General features: G+C 58.8%; 15 protein-coding genes. 12 read left to right on the forward strand and 3 right to left on the reverse strand.

Annotated features, from left to right (window positions below; all coding sequences use genetic code 11):
• Positions 1-71 precede the first annotated feature (71 nt).
• Together HOP44_RS09425 and HOP44_RS09430 are read left to right on the forward strand one after the other, a co-directional pair.
• Positions 72-3,293 carry a glycoside hydrolase family 3 C-terminal domain-containing protein gene (locus HOP44_RS09425; RefSeq protein WP_172252693.1) on the forward strand — a complete coding sequence of 1,074 codons (3,222 nt, stop codon included), beginning with the start codon at positions 72-74 and terminating at the stop codon, positions 3,291-3,293.
• A 177-nt stretch (positions 3,294-3,470) separates the two neighbouring features.
• The gene (locus tag HOP44_RS09430) at positions 3,471-4,199 is read left to right on the forward strand and encodes an MBL fold metallo-hydrolase (RefSeq protein WP_172252695.1); all 729 of its coding nucleotides are present in this window, start codon (positions 3,471-3,473) and stop codon (positions 4,197-4,199) included.
• A gap of 77 nt (positions 4,200-4,276) precedes the next feature.
• On the opposite strand, the gene HOP44_RS09435 is transcribed toward HOP44_RS09430, so the two are convergent.
• The 3 genes from HOP44_RS09435 to HOP44_RS09445 all read right to left on the reverse strand — a co-directional run bounded on the left by HOP44_RS09435 (position 4,277) and on the right by HOP44_RS09445 (position 7,467).
• Positions 4,277-4,750 carry a MarR family winged helix-turn-helix transcriptional regulator gene (locus HOP44_RS09435; protein ID WP_172252697.1) on the reverse strand — a complete coding sequence of 158 codons (474 nt, stop codon included), beginning with the start codon at positions 4,748-4,750 and terminating at the stop codon, positions 4,277-4,279.
• 189 nt (positions 4,751-4,939) lie between these two features.
• Positions 4,940-6,754 carry a sensor histidine kinase gene (locus tag HOP44_RS09440; RefSeq protein WP_172252699.1) on the reverse strand — a complete coding sequence of 605 codons (1,815 nt, stop codon included), beginning with the start codon at positions 6,752-6,754 and terminating at the stop codon, positions 4,940-4,942.
• Positions 6,751-7,467, reverse strand: a complete 717-nt coding sequence (locus HOP44_RS09445) for a response regulator transcription factor (RefSeq protein ID WP_172252701.1) — start codon at positions 7,465-7,467, stop codon at positions 6,751-6,753. The genes HOP44_RS09440 and HOP44_RS09445 overlap by 4 nt, the downstream gene beginning before the upstream one ends.
• A 160-nt stretch (positions 7,468-7,627) precedes the next feature.
• Between HOP44_RS09445 and HOP44_RS09450 the strand changes: the two genes are divergently transcribed.
• The 10 genes from HOP44_RS09450 (at position 7,628) to rpiA (ending at position 17,889) form a co-directional block, all read left to right on the forward strand.
• Positions 7,628-8,857, forward strand: coding sequence for a DUF418 domain-containing protein (locus HOP44_RS09450; protein ID WP_343059826.1), 1,230 nt, complete (start codon positions 7,628-7,630; stop codon positions 8,855-8,857).
• A 246-nt stretch (positions 8,858-9,103) separates the two neighbouring features.
• Positions 9,104-9,940 (forward strand): DsbA family protein, encoded by an 837-nt coding sequence (locus tag HOP44_RS09455; protein WP_172252705.1) that lies wholly within the window; start codon positions 9,104-9,106, stop codon positions 9,938-9,940.
• Between the two features lie 187 nt (positions 9,941-10,127).
• Entirely contained in the window at positions 10,128-10,691 is a 564-nt protein-coding gene (locus tag HOP44_RS09460) for an O-acetyl-ADP-ribose deacetylase (protein ID WP_172252707.1), read from the forward strand.
• Positions 10,692-10,719: 28 nt separating this feature from the next.
• Positions 10,720-11,691, forward strand: a complete 972-nt coding sequence (locus HOP44_RS09465; protein WP_172252709.1) for an acetylxylan esterase — start codon at positions 10,720-10,722, stop codon at positions 11,689-11,691.
• A 209-nt stretch (positions 11,692-11,900) separates the two neighbouring features.
• On the forward strand, positions 11,901-12,755 hold the full coding sequence (locus HOP44_RS09470) for a VOC family protein (RefSeq protein ID WP_172252711.1): 855 nt from the start codon (positions 11,901-11,903) through the stop codon (positions 12,753-12,755).
• Between the two features lie 635 nt (positions 12,756-13,390).
• Positions 13,391-14,104, forward strand: coding sequence for a uracil-DNA glycosylase (locus HOP44_RS09475; protein ID WP_172253037.1), 714 nt, complete (start codon positions 13,391-13,393; stop codon positions 14,102-14,104).
• Positions 14,101-14,802: a YjjG family noncanonical pyrimidine nucleotidase gene (locus tag HOP44_RS09480; protein ID WP_172252713.1), complete on the forward strand. Its 702-nt coding sequence runs from the start codon at positions 14,101-14,103 to the stop codon at positions 14,800-14,802. The genes HOP44_RS09475 and HOP44_RS09480 overlap by 4 nt, the downstream gene beginning before the upstream one ends.
• A gap of 182 nt (positions 14,803-14,984) precedes the next feature.
• Complete coding sequence (fumC, locus tag HOP44_RS09485) at positions 14,985-16,364, forward strand: class II fumarate hydratase (protein WP_172252715.1); 1,380 nt, start codon at positions 14,985-14,987, stop codon at positions 16,362-16,364.
• Positions 16,365-16,378: 14 nt separating this feature from the next.
• Positions 16,379-16,939, forward strand: a complete 561-nt coding sequence (locus tag HOP44_RS09490) for a YfiT family bacillithiol transferase (RefSeq protein WP_172252717.1) — start codon at positions 16,379-16,381, stop codon at positions 16,937-16,939.
• A 260-nt stretch (positions 16,940-17,199) separates the two neighbouring features.
• On the forward strand, positions 17,200-17,889 hold the full coding sequence (gene rpiA / locus HOP44_RS09495) for a ribose-5-phosphate isomerase RpiA (RefSeq protein ID WP_172253039.1): 690 nt from the start codon (positions 17,200-17,202) through the stop codon (positions 17,887-17,889).
• The last annotated feature ends 18 nt before the right edge of the window (positions 17,890-17,907 follow it).

The following is a 17,907-nucleotide window of genomic DNA, read 5'->3' on the forward strand; positions in this document are numbered from 1 at the left end:
GAACCGGGGAGAAGCTTTACCCCGTTTGGCTTATCCAATCCTGAGAACGCTTTATTTGGAGGAGGTAAAAAATGACGCCTTTATATTTGGATCATCGGCAGTCCGTGGAAGAACGGGTGCGCGACCTGGTTGCCCGGTTCACGCTTGAAGAAAAGCTGACGCTCCTGCCGACGCGGCAGGCTGCGGTAGAACGGCTCGGCGTTCGGGCTTACAGCATCGGAGGGGAAGCGGCGCACGGCGTGGCCTGGAAAGGCGCGGCGACGGTATTCCCGCAGCCGATCGGATTGTCTTCGACCTGGAACAAGGAACTGCTGCAAGAGATCGGCTCGGTTATCGGCAACGAAGCTCGCGCTTATCACCGAAGCGACCCGGAAACGCACGGCTTGACGCTGTGGGCGCCGACGGTTGATATGGAGCGGAATCCGCTCTGGGGACGAACGGAAGAAGCTTACGGCGAAGATCCGCATCTCACGGGCAAACTGACGGCATCGCTTGCGCGCGGGATGCAGGGCGATCACCCGTTTTATCTTAAAATGGTCGCGACGCTCAAGCATTTCTTCGCCAACAACAACGAAGTCGGCCGACTGGACGGCTCATCCAGCGTCACGCCGCGCAATATGCGCGAATATTATCTCGAAGCGTTCCGGATTCCGTTCGAGGAAGGCGGTGCGCTGTCGATGATGACCGCCTACAATTCGATCAACGGAACGCCGGCGATCGAAAGTCCTTATGTCCGGCGGTTCGTCAAAGAGGAATGGAAGATGGACGGTTTTGTGGTATGCGACGGAGGGGACCTGTCGCAGACGGTGAATTTCCACAAGTATCATGATTCGCATGCCGAGTCCGCGGCGGGCGCGCTTCTGGCCGGCGTCGACAGTCTGACCGACGAACCGGCGCTTGTGATCGCGGCTGTTCGCGAAGCGCTTGCGCGACGCCTGATCGGCGAAGAAGACCTCGACCGCGCGCTGGTCAATGTCTTCCGGATCCGGTTCCGGCTCGGGCAGTTCGATCCGGAAGACGCCAATCCCTATGCGCGGATTCCGGAATCGATACTGTGCGCACCGGAACACGCCGAGCTCGCGCAGCGTGCGGCGGAGCAGTCCGTCGTGCTGCTGAAGAACGACGGGATTCTGCCGCTGCGGCGCGCGGAGGTATCCGGCGCAGCCGTCGTTGGACCGACGGCCGATGCGGTCTGGACGGATTGGTACAGCGGCACGCTGCCGTACCGCGTGTCGATCCTCGACGGCATCCGGGCGAAGCTGGATGCGGAGATCCCGGCGGAGAGCGAAGCGGAAGCGGATCCGGCGGGTACCGCCGCGGGAGAGGAGCGGTCCGAAAGCGGCCGCACGGCCGGATCCGTCAGGGAGCGTGCGCAGCGTACCGACGCGGCGCGGACGGTTCGGGAAGCGAACGAAGCGCTGAGCGCTTTTGACGAAGCGGAGCGCTGGCTGGGCGTTCGGGCCGCGTCCGGCCAAGTCGGGTCCGGCAGTGTTCAGGCGGCAGAGCGCGGCGAAGCGGGCCGCGTGCGCTATGTCGAAGGCAGCGATACGGTGCGGCTGGTGGATGCGGCAGACGGCAGCGTGCTCGCCGTTCAGCCTGGCGAAGACGGCGTGCTTGCGCTGCGCAGCGGCGAACACGGCGCACAGGCCCAGGCGGGCATCGCTCCCGGCGGCAAGCAGGCCGATCCTGCGGAAGATCGGCAGCCGGGCGGCCGCGACGCTTCGCTGTTTGAATTGACCCGCTGGGGCTGGGGGCAGCATACGCTTCAAGCCCATGCCAACGGCAGATTCGTTCATGCAGAGGAAGACAAGCCAGTGTCGGCTTCGGCGGAGAAGGTCGGAGGATGGTTCGTCAAAGAATTGTTCGATCTGCAGGAAGAACCGGACGGAGGAGCGAAGCTGCGCCAATGGAACGGCCAACCGCTCGGCTGGTCTGAGAAGGATCCGGTCGGCGATACGCCGAGGCATGAAGGAGCGTCTGCGGCATCCGCAGGACGGCGCACGCTGCGCGCTCTTGCCGCGCGGCGCGAAGACGATGCCGCCGTACTGCTTGTGCAGACGGTGCGCAGCGGGACCGAGCAGGCCGCCGAAGCGGCCAGGCAGAGCGATGTCGCGATCGTGTGTGTCGGCAGCAGCCCTTATATCAACGGCAAGGAAGAGATCGACCGTCCGTCGCTCAAGCTCCCGCCGAGCCAGGAACAGCTGATCCGTGCCGTACACGAAGCCAATCCGCGCACGGTCGTCGTGATCGTCGGCAGCTACCCGTTCGCGCTGGGCGAACTTGCCGAGCTTGTGCCGGCGATTCTCTATACGGCGCACGGCGGCCAGGAGATGGGCACGGCAGTCGCCAATATCCTGTTTGGCGAAGCGGCTCCGGCGGGCCGGCTCAGTATGACGTGGTACCGCTCGGAAGACGATCTGGCGCCTATGCTGGATTACGACATTATCAAAAGCGAACAGACCTATCAATACTTCGGCGGCGAAGTGCTCTATCCGTTCGGTTACGGGCTGACTTATACGTCTTTCCGCTATGGGAAACCGAAGCTGAACGGAGGCACTTTCGGACCCGACGATGTCATCAAGCTTGAGATCGATATGGTCAACGAGGGAGCGGCTGACAGCGAAGAAGTGCCGCAGCTGTACGTTCGCGCCCAAGCGTCGAAAGTCAAACGTCCGCTCAAACAGCTCAAAGGCTTCGAACGGGTCCCTGTTCCCGCAGGCAGTTCGGTGAGCGTCTTGTTCGAACTGCCGGTCCGCGAGCTTGCGTTCTGGGACGTGACGCGAAGCAAATTCTGCGTGGAATCCGGCGTGTATACGCTGATGATCGGCGCTTCTTCCGCGGATATCCGGGCGCAGATCAATGTCGTGATCGAAGGCGAGACCGTGCCTGCGCGCAATCTGTACGAAGCGACGCGGGCGGAGAACTTCGACGATTACGACAATGTGCTGCTGGACGAAGGCGAATCGGGCCTGACCGCGGTCCGCAGCGCCGATCCGACTTCTCCGGGCGTACTGCTGTTTCGCGATGTCGATATGTCCCGGGGCGCTGCGGGCTGGAAGCTGCGGGTACGAAACGGCGGAACGGCGGGCCGGATCGAGCTGCACCTTGGAGAATCGGACGGCCCTCGACTCGGCGTAGCCGATATCGCCGGAGCGACCGAAGGGGAGTGGAGCACCCTTACGGGGCAGGTGCGCGCAGATCGTTCTTTTCCGGAGACGCCGGTCGATCTGCGTCTCCTTCTGCACGGATCGATCCGCCTGGGCGAACTGACGCTTCTTCCTGCCGAGGAATAGACGATCGGCATAGGCGAAGAAATAGGTCGGGTACGGTCCGGAAAAAGAGGCTTCGCCGCAGGTAAGCTATTGCCGCCGCTTGACAGCCGGAAAGCCGCCTCTTATGTTCAAGAGGCGGCTTTTGGCTGCGGGAAACGAATCAACCCGGCCTTAAAGGCAGAATGGAGCAATCTCGATATGGGAGTCAAAGCGGTTTCGGAACATATACGAAGCGTAGGCGTCTGGGTAGGCCTGCCGATCCATGTCTGGATCGTGGCGGAACAGGACGGAGTCACACTGGTCGATACGGGCTTGAAATGGATGGCGGGGTCCATCCTGAAAGAGATCGAACGCACGGGGGCGGGCCCGTTGAAACGGATCGTGCTGACGCACGGCCATTCCGATCATGTGGGTTCGCTCCAGACGATCCTGGCGCGGTATCCGGTTCCGGTCTATATGCATGAACGGGAGATTGCCTACGCGGAAGGGGATCTCGCTTATCCGGGCAAGAGCAGGCCGTTCGCCCATGTCCAAAAAGGCCTGCTGCAGCCGCTGGCCGCAGCAGGAAAAAACGGTCTGGCCCCGATCGGCAGCCTTCAGCCGTTCTTCACGCCCGGCCATTCGCCCGGGCATGTCGTGTACTTCCATGCGCAGGATCAGGTACTGCTGGGCGGGGACTTGTTCCATGCGAAGCGCGGCAGGCTGCTGCCGGCCCGGTTCAGCCCGGACCCGGCTCTTGCGCTGCGCAGCGGAAATGTGCTCCGCGCACTCGATCCCGAGCGCCTCGAGGTCTGCCACGGAGGCACGGTGTACCGTCCCGCGGGGCAGTTGGGAGATCTGGAGCAGGAAGCCGAGCGGGCCGAAACGGCGGTAAAAGCCCGGCAGACGCAGATCGAAACGAAAAAATCAAAAAGAAGCCGGCAGTAAATGCCGGCTGGATTCCTGTTCGCGCTCGTTATGTATGTCGGTTTGGGCCCGGGAAAGGAACCCGCTCGAAACCGTTTTTAGGACGGATCCGGCTCGTTGTCCGTTTCAAGCGGCGAGGTGTCGTCGTAGCTTTCCGCATTGCGTTCGATCCTGCGGAACGCTTCGGCCAATGCTTCCAGCTGTTTCGGCGTGAAATCTTCGATCATGGCCGCATTGTGATGACGTTCGATGACCGCGGTCTCTTCCGTCACCCGGCGGCCTTTTTCGGTCGGATAGATCAGGTACGCCCGGCGGTCGGTCCGGTCGCTGCTGCGCATGATCAGGTTTTTGCGGTGCAGCACATTCAGAATACGGGTCACGGTCGGCTGGTCTTTGACCGTACGTTCGGCGATCTCTTTCTGGTTCATGCCTTCCTTGAAGCAGATACAGCACATGACCGACCATTGTTCGGGAGTCAGGTCATAATCTTTAAGCCGGGCGGCCAGACGGTTGCTGACTTTGCGATAGATCACACCCAGTTGAAAACCGATAGAATCCTGCGGCTGGTACAAGGTTAATCCTCCTCACGCGCGGCCGGTCTCCGCCCCCCGCGGGTCCGGCCTGCTTGTTCTCATTGCTGTGTGCTCACGCAAGTATACGAAGTTCGGAAAGCGGTGTCAAATGCCTTTCGTTCGATAAAAATAGAGACAATCAGACGTATTTGCGCGGACTTTTCTTCTTCGATCAATACGTGCCGGGCTTTATCTTCCGCCTTGTCCGGCAGACGCAGGAGAATCCGGGTTTTCGGGCAGCGGCCGGGATACCGGGAAACTCAGGGTAATCGTCGTGCCCCGGCCAAGCTCCGATTCGACCCGGATCGTTCCTTGGTGCGCCGCTGCAATCGCATGGGCGATACTCATGCCGAGGCCCGCGCCGTCCGCTCCTTCATCGGTGTTGGTGCCGCGATAATAACGGTCGAACAGTCGGGCTTGGGTCTCTTTATCCATGCCGGCCCCGTTGTCTTGTACCGTGACGACCGCTTCGCTGCCTTCTTGGCGCAGGCCCAGTACGATTTCGGTTCCCGCAGGGTTATGTTTGATGGCATTGGAGATCAGATTGTCGAGCAGCCGCTGAAACCATTTGGCATTGGCCTGGATTTCGACGGGTCCTGCGCTTTCTTCGAAGCCGAGCGACAAGCCGGGCAGCGTAGCGTCGTTGACATATCGCAGAGCGGCCCTGCGGACGAATTCGTTCAGCTCGAGCGGTTCCAGCTGTTCGCCCGGAATCTGGTTTTTAAGTTCGAAGGTCAGCGAGAAATCCTGCAGAAGCTCCAGCATATAGGCGCTTTTTTCGCGGATCGTTCCGCCCATGTCCCGCAGCTCCCGCCCGCTCCAGCTGAACTGGCCGCTCTCGAGCAGATGGCCGTAGCCCTGCACCGAAGTCAGAGGAGTCCGAAGATCGTGCGAAATTCCCGTCATCCATTCTTCGCGTGATTGCTCCAGCCGAATTCTTTCGTCGCGGGCGCCGGCGAGCTTGCCGGCCATATCGGAGAATCCCGCGATGACTTCGCGGTACAGCTTGTAACGGGCGCGGAAGCGTCCGTTTTTGCGATAAATCTTCCGGCGCTCTTTCTCCGTGAAGACCTGCCCGTACTCGCCCCGGCCCATCCGCTCGAATCCGCGCATGAAGAGCAGCAGAGGCCCGCCGTACCGATAGCCGTGCCAGGCCGCAAGCCCAAGCGTCAGCAGCAGAATGGCGGCTCCCACAAGGCCCGAGACCTTAAGCACAAGGCTGAACATCGGCTGCTGCGGAGATTCCGTATCGGCCTTAGGCCACTCCAGCATCCAGGTATAACCCGATTCCGGATCGTAATAATAAGCGAGTCCGGTATCCGCGGTACCCGGAGCCGAACGGATTTTGACCAGATCCAGCGCGCTTGGCGCCTCGCGGTCCGGATCGGTTTCGAAACGCTGCACTTCGGTTCCGCTGCCGTCGAATATCCGAAGCGCCGCGCCGCGCTGCCTGGCTTCGCCGGCCAGGCGTTCTTCGGCCGATGCCGCGATCCGTCCGTTCTCGGAATACTGCCCGAACCATTCCTCAAGCTTTTCGGCATTCGGATCGCGTTGTCCGAGCAGATACAGATTCCGCTCGCCGAAAAGCTCTTCGTAAAGGGTGGTCGTCTTGTATCTGCCCAATCGGTGCGTATCCGTCACGCGAAGCAGTTCGGCGGCGGAATACTGGTTCGGTACGTCGCCCGGGACATTCGCCGCATAGACCGCTTGGCCGTCTGCGCCTATGATCTGCAGCCAAAAGCCTCTTTTTTGCAGCTGCTGCGGCCAAAGATCCGGCAGTTCGACGCTGCCGTTTTCGATGATCGTCTCAAGCGACAGAGACTCCAGCATCTCGGGAGGAGACGCGCTCTTGAGCTGTTCGTTGCCGGTATAGTAGAGCACGACAAAGAGCGCCACGAAGATCGTGGCCAATACCGACAGCCAGATCATGAAGAATTGGACGGTGAAATGCAGGCCCAGACGTCTGGCGATACGTCCGGGTCTGACCTTCGGCGGCTTCTTCATGCCAAGCTTCCCCGGGTCAGCTTATAGCCGAGCCCGCGAACCGTCAGCAGATAACGGGGAGAGCCGGGGTCCGGTTCGATCCGCTCGCGGATCTTGCGGATATGGACCATCACCGTGTTGTCATCGCTCATATCGAATCCCCAGACCGATTCGTACAGCTGCGATTTGGAAAAGACGATATTCGGATTGCGGCACAGGAACAGCAGAAGCTGATACGCCTGCGCGGGACAGGGAACGGGCACCCCGCGAACCAGCAGTTCGCCGGCTTTCTCGTCGAGTACGAAGCCGCCGAAGTCGTAGCGGCGGCGCGGATCCGCAGGAACGGAAGCGGCGGACGGTTCTTCCGTTTTCCGTCGAAGGCGGGCTTTGATCCGGGCCGCGATTTCCAGCGGATTAAACGGTTTGGTTACATAGTCGTCTCCGCCCACGGCAAATCCGGTCAGCCGATCGAGATCGGTCGTGCGGGCCGTCAGGTAGATCAGATGCGCTTGCGACTGTTCCCGGATCCAGGGACCGAGTTCGAAGCCGCTGCGGTCGGGAAGCATTACGTCGAGCAGAATAACATCCGCGCCGTGTTCCTGCAGCAGCGCCATGCCTTCGGCGGCTGTGCCCGCCGTATAAATATGTTCAAAGCCTTCCTTGCGCAGGACGATTTCGATCATTTGCACGATCGCTTTCTCGTCGTCCACGATCAGGATTCTGGCCGTATTCATAAACATCCTCCTTCTTGCGCGGGTCCGGCATCGCCGGGCCCTGCTGCTTCCGTCATCTTAACACGGCTGCGCGTCTTCGACACCGAGTTAAGCAAACGTTAAGAAAGGCTTTAGCGGCTCTTCAACGCGCCGGGTTACACTGGGTTCAGAGGTGATGGATATGATTCCAAACAAAAGGGTTCAACTGATTGACGGGCTGCGCGGATTCAGCCTGGCCGGTATTATTCTGGCCAACATGCTTATTTTCCAGTACGGATTGTTCGGAGAGAGTCAACCGCAGCTGTTCGGCATTCAAGGGGCGGACCTGGCGTTTCACTCGTTCCTGTTTATTGTCGTCGTCGGCAGCTTTATACCGATCTTCGCGTACATGTTCGGCTTCGGCATGGTGAAGCTCGCGGACAGTCTGAAAGCGCGGGAACTGCGTCCCAAATGCCATCTGGCACGCCGTTTTCTGCTGCTGCTGGGCATTGGAATGCTGCACGCCACGTTTTTGTGGGAAGGCGATATTTTGACGTTCTACGGCATGACCGGCTTTTTTCTGCTGCTGTTCCTGAACCGCAGTCCCAAAACGCTGCTGATCTGGGCGGTTCTGCTGATGACGGTTATGGGCGTACTGGGAGCCTGGCCCGTTGACCCGTCCGAAGCTGCAATCGGTTCGTCGGCGCATACCCAAAGCTATATTTTGCAGAGCCGGGATATTTACGGCGGCGGAACGTATGCGGAGATCAAAGACTTCCGCAACCATGCCGATCCGCTGGGAGAAGAAGACGGATGGTTCCTGCTTCTGGCCGGCGTCTTTGCCCCGCTGCTGATTGCGCCGATGTTTCTTCTGGGCATGCGCGCCGCCCGAATCGGGACGTTCGACGATCCGCAGGCGATGCGAAGTATGTATAAACGCCGGGCGATTCTGTTCATTTCGGTCGGCCTGCTGTCCAAAACGTACGGCGTTCTTGCCCCGCAGCTTGGCGGAGGCGGACTCCCGGGTATCGGAATCGGAGAAACGGTCGGAGGAGCCGTGCTGTCGCTCGGATACATCTATGCGTTTGCGCTTCTGTATACGAAGTCCCGAAAATGGGGCATTCTCCGGAATTTCGAGGCGGTAGGCCGGCTGTCGCTGACGAACTATTTGATGCAGACGGTCCTCTGTACAACGATCTTTTACGGATACGGATTCGGATGGTTCGGCCGTGCCGGCGTATTCGTCGGGACGGTGATCGTGCTGGCGGTCTACGCGGTTCAACTGTGGCTGAGTCCGCTGTATCTGGCCCGATTCCGCACGGGTCCTGTCGAGAAGATCCTGCGGATCTGGACCTATCTGTCCTGGAAAGGGCAGCCGCGGAAAAGCAAACGAAGTCCGGAAGCCGCCCGGGAGACCGCACGGGTGTCCTGAAAATAAAGAAGCACACAAAAGCCCATTCCTCCCGGAACGGGCTTTTGGCGTGCCGGAATACAGCCGATCGGACAAAAAGCTTGCCGGTATAGCCGGATTCGAGGCATTATTTCGCGGGAGATGCCGGGCGAGCTTGAATCGGACCGCCAAAACTCGATATAATCAAATACAGTCGTTCCTGTCGGGCGGCGGCCGTATTCGGCTGCGTGCGACCGGCGGGCAAACTTGAGGATAAGGGGAAAAAGAATGAGCAAAAACAAAAAGCCGGCGCCGAAAAAAGGCAAGCCGCAGGGGGCCCAGAGAAATACGGGAGCCGCTCCGAGACAGACAAACGGAAGACCGCAGCAGGCAAAAACGCAGAACACCAACACGGCCGCTTCGCAGTGGACGTCGGGAACCAAACGCAAGAAAAGCAACCTGGGCGCAATCGCTCTGGGATTTGTCGGCTTGATCGTCGTATTGGCGGTCTTGATCTATGTACTGACCAGAGTCGGAGAAAATCAGACGGCCGCTCCCGCGGAACCGGTCATTCTGACGAGTTACGACGCATCGAAGCAGCCGACGCTGGGCAATCCGGATTCGGATGTCAAAATTGTCGAGTTCGGCGATTACAAATGCCCGGACTGCAAAATCTGGACAGAAACGGTACTGCCCGAACTGAAGACCAAGTATCTCGACACCAAGGAAGCTTCGTTCCAATTCGCGGATTATCCGTTCCTGGCCGACGATTCCATGCTGCTGGCACTGGGCGGGGAAGCTTTGCATGCACAGAACCCGGAATATTTCTGGGCGTATAACAAAGCGGTCTACGCGAATCAGGACGAAAACAAAGTAAAAGAGAGCTGGGTAACGGAAGAGGCGTTGGTCGATCTGGTCAAAGAAAACGTAAAAGGCGCCGATATAGAGAAATTCACGGCCGACCTGAAAAACAAAACGTACCAAGCCGCCGTCGATGCCGATGTCAAAGCCGGCGACGACAGCAAAATCACCGGCACGCCTTCGATTTTCGTAAACGGTACAAGAGTGGATAACCCGACGCTCGAAAATGTGGAAAAAGCGATCGAGACCGCGAAAGCCGACTGATTGCAGCTCCTTAATCGTACATGAAGCCTTTTGGCAGACAACCCGGCGAATACCGGGTCGAAGCCGAAAGGCTTTTTTGCGTAGAGGCTCGAGCCCTTTTGACAGCCGCCCTGCCGGTTGAAGCCGGTTCGTACCTGTCCGAATCGGGGAAAGAAAAAGATGGGACAAACTCCAAGGAGGCAAAAACATGCAGCGAATCATACAGGGAACCCGGATCGCAATCGTTCGGGGCGATATTACGAAATACGAGACCGATGCCATCGTGAATGCGGCGAATTCTTCGCTTCTTGGAGGCGGAGGAGTGGATGGAGCGATTCATCGCGCCGGCGGACCGGCCATTCTGGAGGAGTGCCGCAAAATTCGCAGCCGGCAGGGAGAGTGCGAGACGGGCGATGCCGTTGTCACGACGGCCGGCCGCCTGCCCGCGAATATCGTCGTCCATACGGTGGGACCGGTATACCGGGGCGGGAACGAAGGAGAAGAACGGCTGCTGGCCAGCTGCTATGTCCGAAGTATCGAAGAAGCGCGGGCGGCGGGCGCGAAGCGGATCGCTTTCCCCAATATTTCGACAGGTATCTACGGATATCCCAAAGAAGCGGCGGCCCAAACAGCCTGGACCACGGTCCGCGGCCTGCTGGTCAACCCCTCCGCGGATTCTATCGAAACGTTTCTGGAAGAAGTGGCTTTCATCTGCTACGATGAAGAGAATGAACGACTTTACCGGAGCCTGCTGGAGCGGGAAGACCGATAAAGCGGCAAAAAGGAGAACAGGCAAAGCGATGACCAACGCGATCGAAACGAGAATCCAGGATTTGGAGCGCTATCGTCCGTCCCTCACGGCCAAGCGGGATCTGGACGCTTTCTGGGAATCGACTCTGGCCGAGTATGCGGACAAGCCGCTGAACGGAACGCGTGAGCTTGTAGCGACCCCGATGAGCGGCATGAACGTCTACCGGACCACCTACGAAGGAGCGGACGATACGCCGCTGCATGCTTGGTATCTGACACCGAAGCCGGCCGCGGCCGGCCAATCGAATCCGGCTTTCCCCTGCGTTGTCCATTATCACGGATACGGAGGCAGCAAAGGCATGCCGGAGCATTTTGCCCATTACATCCTGATGGGATTTGCCGTGCTCTCGATCGATGTCCGCGGACAAAGCGGCGATACGGGAAGCCGGTTGGCCCAGCCTTACGGCGCGGTCAAAGGCTGGCTGACGCCGGGTATCCTGGACCGTGAAACGGCTTACTACCGGGCGATCACGATCGACGCGATCCGCGCGGCGGAATGGGCATCGGCACAGCCGGAAACGGATTCGGAGCGGGTCTTCGTAATCGGCGGCAGTCAGGGCGGAGGCCTTGCGCTGATCGTGCCTGCGCTCAGTTCCGTGCCCAAAGCGGCGGTCGCCCATATCCCGAACATGTGCCATATGGACTTCGGCATTCTCAATTCGAACAGCTCCCTGTTGGAAGCGGCAGAATTCGTAAGCAAGCATCCCGAGCATCTGGAAGCCGTGCTGGAGACGCTCAGTTATTTCGATAATCTCAATCTGGCGCATCGGATCGATATTCCGGTAATGGTATCGTGCGGATTGAAAGATCCGTGCTGTATGCCCGAGACGGTCTATGCGGCGTACAACCGGATCGGTTCGGACAAAGAAATGCGCGTCTATCCGTTCGACGGCCATTGGGTATCGGACGGACAGAATCGATTGGCGATGGAATTTTTGACCCGGCATGCGGGTTTGTCCTGAATCGCCAAACAAGCGCAGTCACTGAAGCTTCGGCAAACGCGGAATCGTTCCGCCGGCCCGGGCTTCTTTTTAATACGCGGATTCGCAATTGTAGGTTTATTTAAATCATTTACTTTACTTTTGTAACTTAATGATTTAAGATAGATCTATTAAAAATATTACTCATGCATAATAAAAAATGCTATAAGTAAAATCAGGAGGTTGTCTTTATGAATCGCTATTCGATACATCCGGATGCCCATATGGGGCGCGTACAGCTGAAAGTCAGCCAGATCGAACGTTCCGTTCGCTATTACAGCGAAGTGATCGGTCTCGAATTGACGAGCCGTACCGACACAACGGCCGAGTTCGGCGTGGAAGGCAGCGGCGTGCTGCTTGGCATCGAAGAGGTGGCGGATGCGCAAACTCCGCGGCCGCAAAGCGTCACGGGGTTGTATCATTTCGCCATCCTGCTGCCGAGCCGTCAAGCACTCGGCACAACGCTGCGCCATTTGGCGGAATACGGGCTGAGTATCGGCCAGGGAGACCATCTGGTCAGCGAAGCTTTTTATCTGAACGACCCGGACGGCAACGGCATCGAGATTTACGCGGATCGCCCGCGCTCGCAGTGGCAGACGGACGCCAAAGGGGAGTATGTCATGGCCAGCGATCCGGTTGACGTGGAATCGCTGCTGAAGCTTGCGGGAGCCTGGAACGGGCTGCCGGCCGGAACGTTGATCGGACACGTTCATCTGCATGTCGGCAATCTGCCGGCAGCGCGCGAATTTTACGTGGACGGACTCGGTTTCGATGTGGTGCTGCACTTCGGCGGGGGCGCGCTGTTCGTCTCGGCGGGCGGGTATCATCATCATATGGGCCTCAATACCTGGGCGGGTGTCGGCGCTCCGGCAGCTCCCGCCAATGCGGTCGGCCTGAGCTATTTTACGATCGAATACCCGAACGCGGAAGCCTTGGACAGAGCGGTCGAAGCGCTCCGCGAAGCCGGGATCGAAGTGGCGAATACGCCGGAAGGTCCGTCGGCGCTCGACCCGTTCGGCAATCGTGCCGTACTGCGTTTCGCCTGACCGAAAACATAACGGCGGCTTTCCCTTCGGGGAAAGCCGTTTTCTTTGTTTCCGGGCTGCTGTATAATTTGAACGGACAAGCCGTCGAACAAGTCGGGATCCGGAGGGAAAAGGGGGAAAGCCGCGATGAGAGGGGTCGGGATTCTAATCAATACGCTCAGCGTTTATGGGGTCGCCATGGGGATCTGGTTCGTGCTCGATACGTGGAAGCCGGGCATCGGATCTTCGACCGCAACGACAGCGATCGGGTTTTCTCTGTTTTTGTGCTGCCGGGTGTGCTGTTCCTTCTGCTTGGATCGTGGATCCTGCGCCGGGCCAAGCGCAAGCGCCTGGAGACGGTGAACGGACAGGCTGCAGGCAGCCCCATCGATCTGGCCAAGCCGGTTTCGGCGAATGACGTTTACCGTACGAATGCGCCGCGTCCGAAGGCCGGCGCATCGGGACGGGTCGTCGCCGTCTGCCGTGCCTGCGGAAGCCGCAAAACAATTCGCGCAGGCACGGCAGACGGTATGCGATTACTGCGGAGCCGCGATCGAGCACTTTTGACGAACAAGAGCGCAGCGCCAAGGCCCGAATACCCGGCGGCGAGCTCCGGTTACGCCGATCGACCGCCGCGAGGAAAGGAAAACGAAGACATGAAACCGATTTTTGCGAACGATTGGGCGGAGATCCTGCATCCCGAAATGGAGAAGCCTTATTATCTGGAACTCCGGCGCAGGCTGGCGGACGAATACCGCAGCCAAACCGTATACCCGGACATGTACCGGATCTTCAGCGCTTTTCATTTGACGGCTTTTGCCGATACGCGCGTCGTTATTTTGGGACAGGATCCGTACCACGGACCGAATCAGGCGCACGGACTCAGCTTTTCGGTCCAGCCCGGCAGACCCGTTCCGCCCTCGCTGGACAATATTTATCGCGAACTGCATGACGATCTGGGCTGCAAACCGGTGCGGCACGGATTTCTTGAACCCTGGGCGAAACAGGGCGTTCTGCTGCTCAACCATGTATTGACCGTGCGGCGGGGCCTGGCGGCTTCGCATCAGGGCCTGGGCTGGGAGACGTTCACGGATGCGGCAATCGCGGCGATCAACGAGCGGGAGCAGCCTGTCGTATTCATCTTGTGGGGACGAAGCGCCCAGGAAAAAGGAGCGTTTATCGACGCCGGCCGACATCTTGTGATTAAGTCGGCGCATCCGAGTCCGCGTTCGGCGGAACGGGGATTTTTCGGCAGCCGTCCTTTTTCCCGCACAAATGAGTTTTTGCGTTCCCGCGGGCTGCCCGAGATCGATTGGTGTCTGCCCGAAGTGCCGGAAGAATTGAAGGAAGAAGGGAAAACGACGATATGAAGCCTTACCGATATCTTTTGTTCGATGCGGATGACACGCTGCTCGATTTCCGCCGCTGCGAACGCGAAGCGTTGGCCGGAGCGATGAAGGAAGCCGGTTGGGATACGGACTTCGACGGCTGCCTGGCGTGTTATACGGCGATTAATCGCGCCTTGTGGACCGATTACGAGCAGAACCGAATTACCCAGAATCAGCTGCGCGGCGAACGCTTCCGGCGATTGTTCGAGCAGCTGGGCGTTGACGGCGACTCGGAGGCATTTGCCTCGGCTTATCTGCGGTATTTTGCTGCCGGTTCGTTTGTTACGCCGGATGCCCGGGCGGTATGCGACGCACTGAAGCCGGCATTCGACCTGTCGATTATCACCAACGGGGTCAGCGACGTGCAGTTCTCGCGGATCCAAGGTTCGGAGTTGAAAGCTTATTTCGATCATATCGTCGTATCCGACGATGCGGGTTCCGCCAAGCCGGCACCGGCTATTTTCGATTACGCGTTGAAAAAGATCGGCTGCATGGACAAATCGCAGGCGCTTATTGTCGGGGATTCGCTGTCTTCGGATATCCGGGGAGGATTCGGCTACGGCATCGATACCTGCTGGTACAATCCCGAACGTCTGTCCAACAACAGCGGTATTGTCCCGACCTACGAGATTGCGCAGTTGACCGAACTCATCCCACTGCTGCTGGAAGAAAACGGCTGATCGGCGTAAAGGATCGACGTTCGTGCACACGGTAATGATGGCGCGCCGGAGCGGTTTTTGGCAAAGCGGCCGCCGCCGGCGAAAATTGTTGGAGGATTCCCTTTCTTTTTGACTCTTGAAAACGCTACAATTAAACTTGGAATGTGACCATTTTGTGATAGCGATGAAGGAGGAGACGGATTTTGGATTACCGGATCGAAAAAGACACGCTTGGTGAAATGAAAGTGCCCGTAAGCAAGATGTGGGGGGCACAGACGCAGCGCAGCAAAGAAAACTTTCCGATCGGCCAGGAGAAGATGCCTTCCGAAGTCATCCGCGCCTTCGCCATCTTGAAAAAATCGGCGGCGCTTGCGAACCGCGATCTGGGCAAATTGTCGGAAAACAAAGCCGGAGCGATTGCCCAGGCGGCCGACGAGATCTTGGAAGGCCTGCTGGATGAACATTTCCCGCTGGTGGTCTGGCAGACGGGCAGCGGCACGCAGTCCAATATGAACGTCAACGAAGTGATCGCCTACCGCGGCAACCAGCTGCTCGAAGGCAAAGGCGGTACCGACGAACGCCTGCACCCAAATGACGATGTCAATATGTCGCAGAGTTCCAACGATACGTTCCCGACCGCGCTGCACGTAGCCGGCGTCACGGCTGTCGAGGACAAACTGCTGCCGGCGATCGCGGTACTCAAAGCAACTTTCGACGAGAAGGTGGAAGCTTTCCGGGACGTGATCAAGATCGGACGCACGCATCTGATGGACGCGACTCCGCTGACGCTCGGCCAGGAAATCAGCGGCTGGTCCGCGATGCTGGAGAAAAGCGGCACGATGATCAAGGAAAGCGTGCAGCATATGAAGGAGCTTGCGATCGGCGGCACCGCGGTCGGCACCGGCATCAATGCGCATCCGGAATTCGGCGACCGCGCGGCGGCGTACATTTCGCAGTTTACGCAGGCCAAGTTCACTTCGGCCCGGAACAAATTCCATGCGCTTACGAGCCACGACGAAGCAGTGTATACGCACGGTGCGATTAAGGCGCTGGCGGCCGATCTGATGAAGATCGCCAACGATGTGCGCTGGCTGGCCAGCGGACCGCGCAGCGGTCTCGGCGAGATCCGGATTCCGGAGAACGAGCCGGGCAGTTCGATCATGCCGGGCAAAGTCAATCCGACCCAACCGGAAGCGATCACGATGGTCGTAGCCCAGGTGTTCGGCAACGACACGACAATCGGCTTCGCCGCCAGTCAGGGCAACTTCGAGCTGAACGTGTTCAAGCCGGTTCTGATCTACAATTTCCTGCAGTCCGTCAACCTGCTGGCCGATTCCATCCTTGCGTTCAACGACAAATGCGCAGTGGGCATCGAAGCCAATCTCGACCAGATTCAGCACAACCTCGGCAATTCGCTGATGCTCGTGACGTCGCTTAATCCGCATATCGGGTACGAGAACGCGGCGAAGATTGCGAAGAAGGCCCACGCCGAAGGGACATCGCTGAAAGAAGCGGCTTTGTCGACAGGTCTGCTGACCGAAGAAGAATTCGACCGTTACGTCGATCCGAAAAAAATGATCTGATCGGAGGCATGGAGATGACCGAATATTTCCCGAGTGAAGCCGAACTGGAGCCTATTCGTTATCCGGTCGGAAGGCCCGCAGAGATCGACACGTTCGAACCCGGGCAGCTTGAAGACTGGATCGAAGAAATCCGGCGTCTGCCGGATCGGCTGGAAGCGGCGATCGAAGGCTTGAGCGAGCAGCAGCTCAATATGCCGTACCGCCCTGGCGGCTGGACCGTCAAGCAGGTGGTGCACCATTTGGCGGACAGCCATATGAACGCCTATATGCGGCTCAAGCTTGCGCTAAGCGAAGAAAAGCCGACCGTCAAACCTTACGAAGAACAAATCTGGGCGGAGCAGCCCGATGCCTCCGGCCTCGCCGTCGGCGCGTCCCTGCTGATTCTGCGCGGACTGCATACCCGCTGGACGTTCCTGCTCGAATCGCTGACGCCCGATCAGTGGAACCGGAGCTTCTACCATCCCCAATCGGAGAAATGGACTCCGCTCGGCGTACAGACCGAACATTATGCCTGGCACGGCCGGCACCATACGGCGCAGATCGTTTCGCTCGCCGAACGCTCGGGCTGGCGCTAATCGGTTTGCGACGGTCGGCTCGACCGTCGCAGGTTTCGTAGGCAGCAGGCTCCGAACTTCCGGCGGAAGTTCGGAGCCTGTTTGTGCTGCGGAACATGGGAGATTCGAATCCGCCCCGGACCTGCCTTGAATCCGGTCGTATCGACCGGCGGATTGTTGGGAGCACATAGAAATAAAAGGCTGTTTCGACAAAAACATTTGCTTTACAATGAACGGGGAGACTTTTTTCAAAAATGGCGAATCGGAACGGAGTGGTGGAGATGAATACGAAGAAATTGGCTGCCGAACGGGCGGTAGAAGCGATAGAAGACGGAATGACGGTCGGACTCGGAACGGGGTCGACGGCTTATTACGCGATCGAGAAGCTGGGCGAGCGGGTGCGGAAAGGTCTGACCATCCGCGCGGTAGCGACTTCCAAACGTTCGGAAGAACAGGCGATTGCGCTGGGGATTCCGATTGTGCCGTTTGCGGAGGTCGGAAGAATCGACATCACGATCGACGGAGCGGACGAGGTGGACCGGTCGCTTCAACTGATCAAGGGCGGAGGCGGAGCGCTGCTGCGCGAGAAGATCGTGGCGGCTCGAAGCGACAAAATGTTCGTCATTGTCGGCGAAGACAAGCGGGTCGATACGCTTGGCGTTTTCCCTCTGCCGGTCGAGATCGTGCCTTTTGCCTATGAATGGACGCTGGATGCGCTTCGCTCCCTGGGACTGAAGCCGGAACTGCGGATGGCGGACGGGGAAATTTACGTGACCGACAACGGCAATTACATTGCGGACTGCGGCGGCGTTCCTATTACCGATCCGGCTGCGCTGCACGCGAGCCTCAATGCGATTGCGGGCGTGGTCGAAAACGGATTGTTCGTCGATATGGCGCATACGGTGATCGTAGGCCGAGCAGACGGAAGCATCGACACGATAAGCCGCGCTTCCCTGTCCGTTTCCGAGTAAGCGCAAAAAGGCGGCGGC

This window comes from Saccharibacillus deserti (genome assembly GCF_013618475.1).
Classification (GTDB): Bacteria; Bacillota; Bacilli; order Paenibacillales; family Paenibacillaceae; genus Saccharibacillus; species Saccharibacillus deserti.

Bases quoted from the DNA above. Each gene is read 5' to 3' on its own strand.
- HOP44_RS09425 (WP_172252693.1), top strand. From the start codon at position 72: ATGACGCCTTTATATTTGGATCATCGGCAGTCCGTGGAAGAACGGGTG.
- HOP44_RS09430 (WP_172252695.1), top strand. From the start codon at position 3,471: ATGGGAGTCAAAGCGGTTTCGGAACATATACGAAGCGTAGGCGTCTGG.
- HOP44_RS09440 (WP_172252699.1), bottom strand. From the start codon at position 6,754: ATGAAGAAGCCGCCGAAGGTCAGACCCGGACGTATCGCCAGACGTCTG.
- HOP44_RS09445 (WP_172252701.1), bottom strand. From the start codon at position 7,467: ATGAATACGGCCAGAATCCTGATCGTGGACGACGAGAAAGCGATCGTG.
- HOP44_RS09450 (WP_343059826.1), top strand. From the start codon at position 7,628: ATGATTCCAAACAAAAGGGTTCAACTGATTGACGGGCTGCGCGGATTC.
- HOP44_RS09455 (WP_172252705.1), top strand. From the start codon at position 9,104: ATGAGCAAAAACAAAAAGCCGGCGCCGAAAAAAGGCAAGCCGCAGGGG.
- HOP44_RS09460 (WP_172252707.1), top strand. From the start codon at position 10,128: ATGCAGCGAATCATACAGGGAACCCGGATCGCAATCGTTCGGGGCGAT.
- HOP44_RS09465 (WP_172252709.1), top strand. From the start codon at position 10,720: ATGACCAACGCGATCGAAACGAGAATCCAGGATTTGGAGCGCTATCGT.
- HOP44_RS09470 (WP_172252711.1), top strand. From the start codon at position 11,901: ATGAATCGCTATTCGATACATCCGGATGCCCATATGGGGCGCGTACAG.
- HOP44_RS09475 (WP_172253037.1), top strand. From the start codon at position 13,391: ATGAAACCGATTTTTGCGAACGATTGGGCGGAGATCCTGCATCCCGAA.
- HOP44_RS09480 (WP_172252713.1), top strand. From the start codon at position 14,101: ATGAAGCCTTACCGATATCTTTTGTTCGATGCGGATGACACGCTGCTC.
- HOP44_RS09490 (WP_172252717.1), top strand. From the start codon at position 16,379: ATGACCGAATATTTCCCGAGTGAAGCCGAACTGGAGCCTATTCGTTAT.
- rpiA (WP_172253039.1), top strand. From the start codon at position 17,200: ATGAATACGAAGAAATTGGCTGCCGAACGGGCGGTAGAAGCGATAGAA.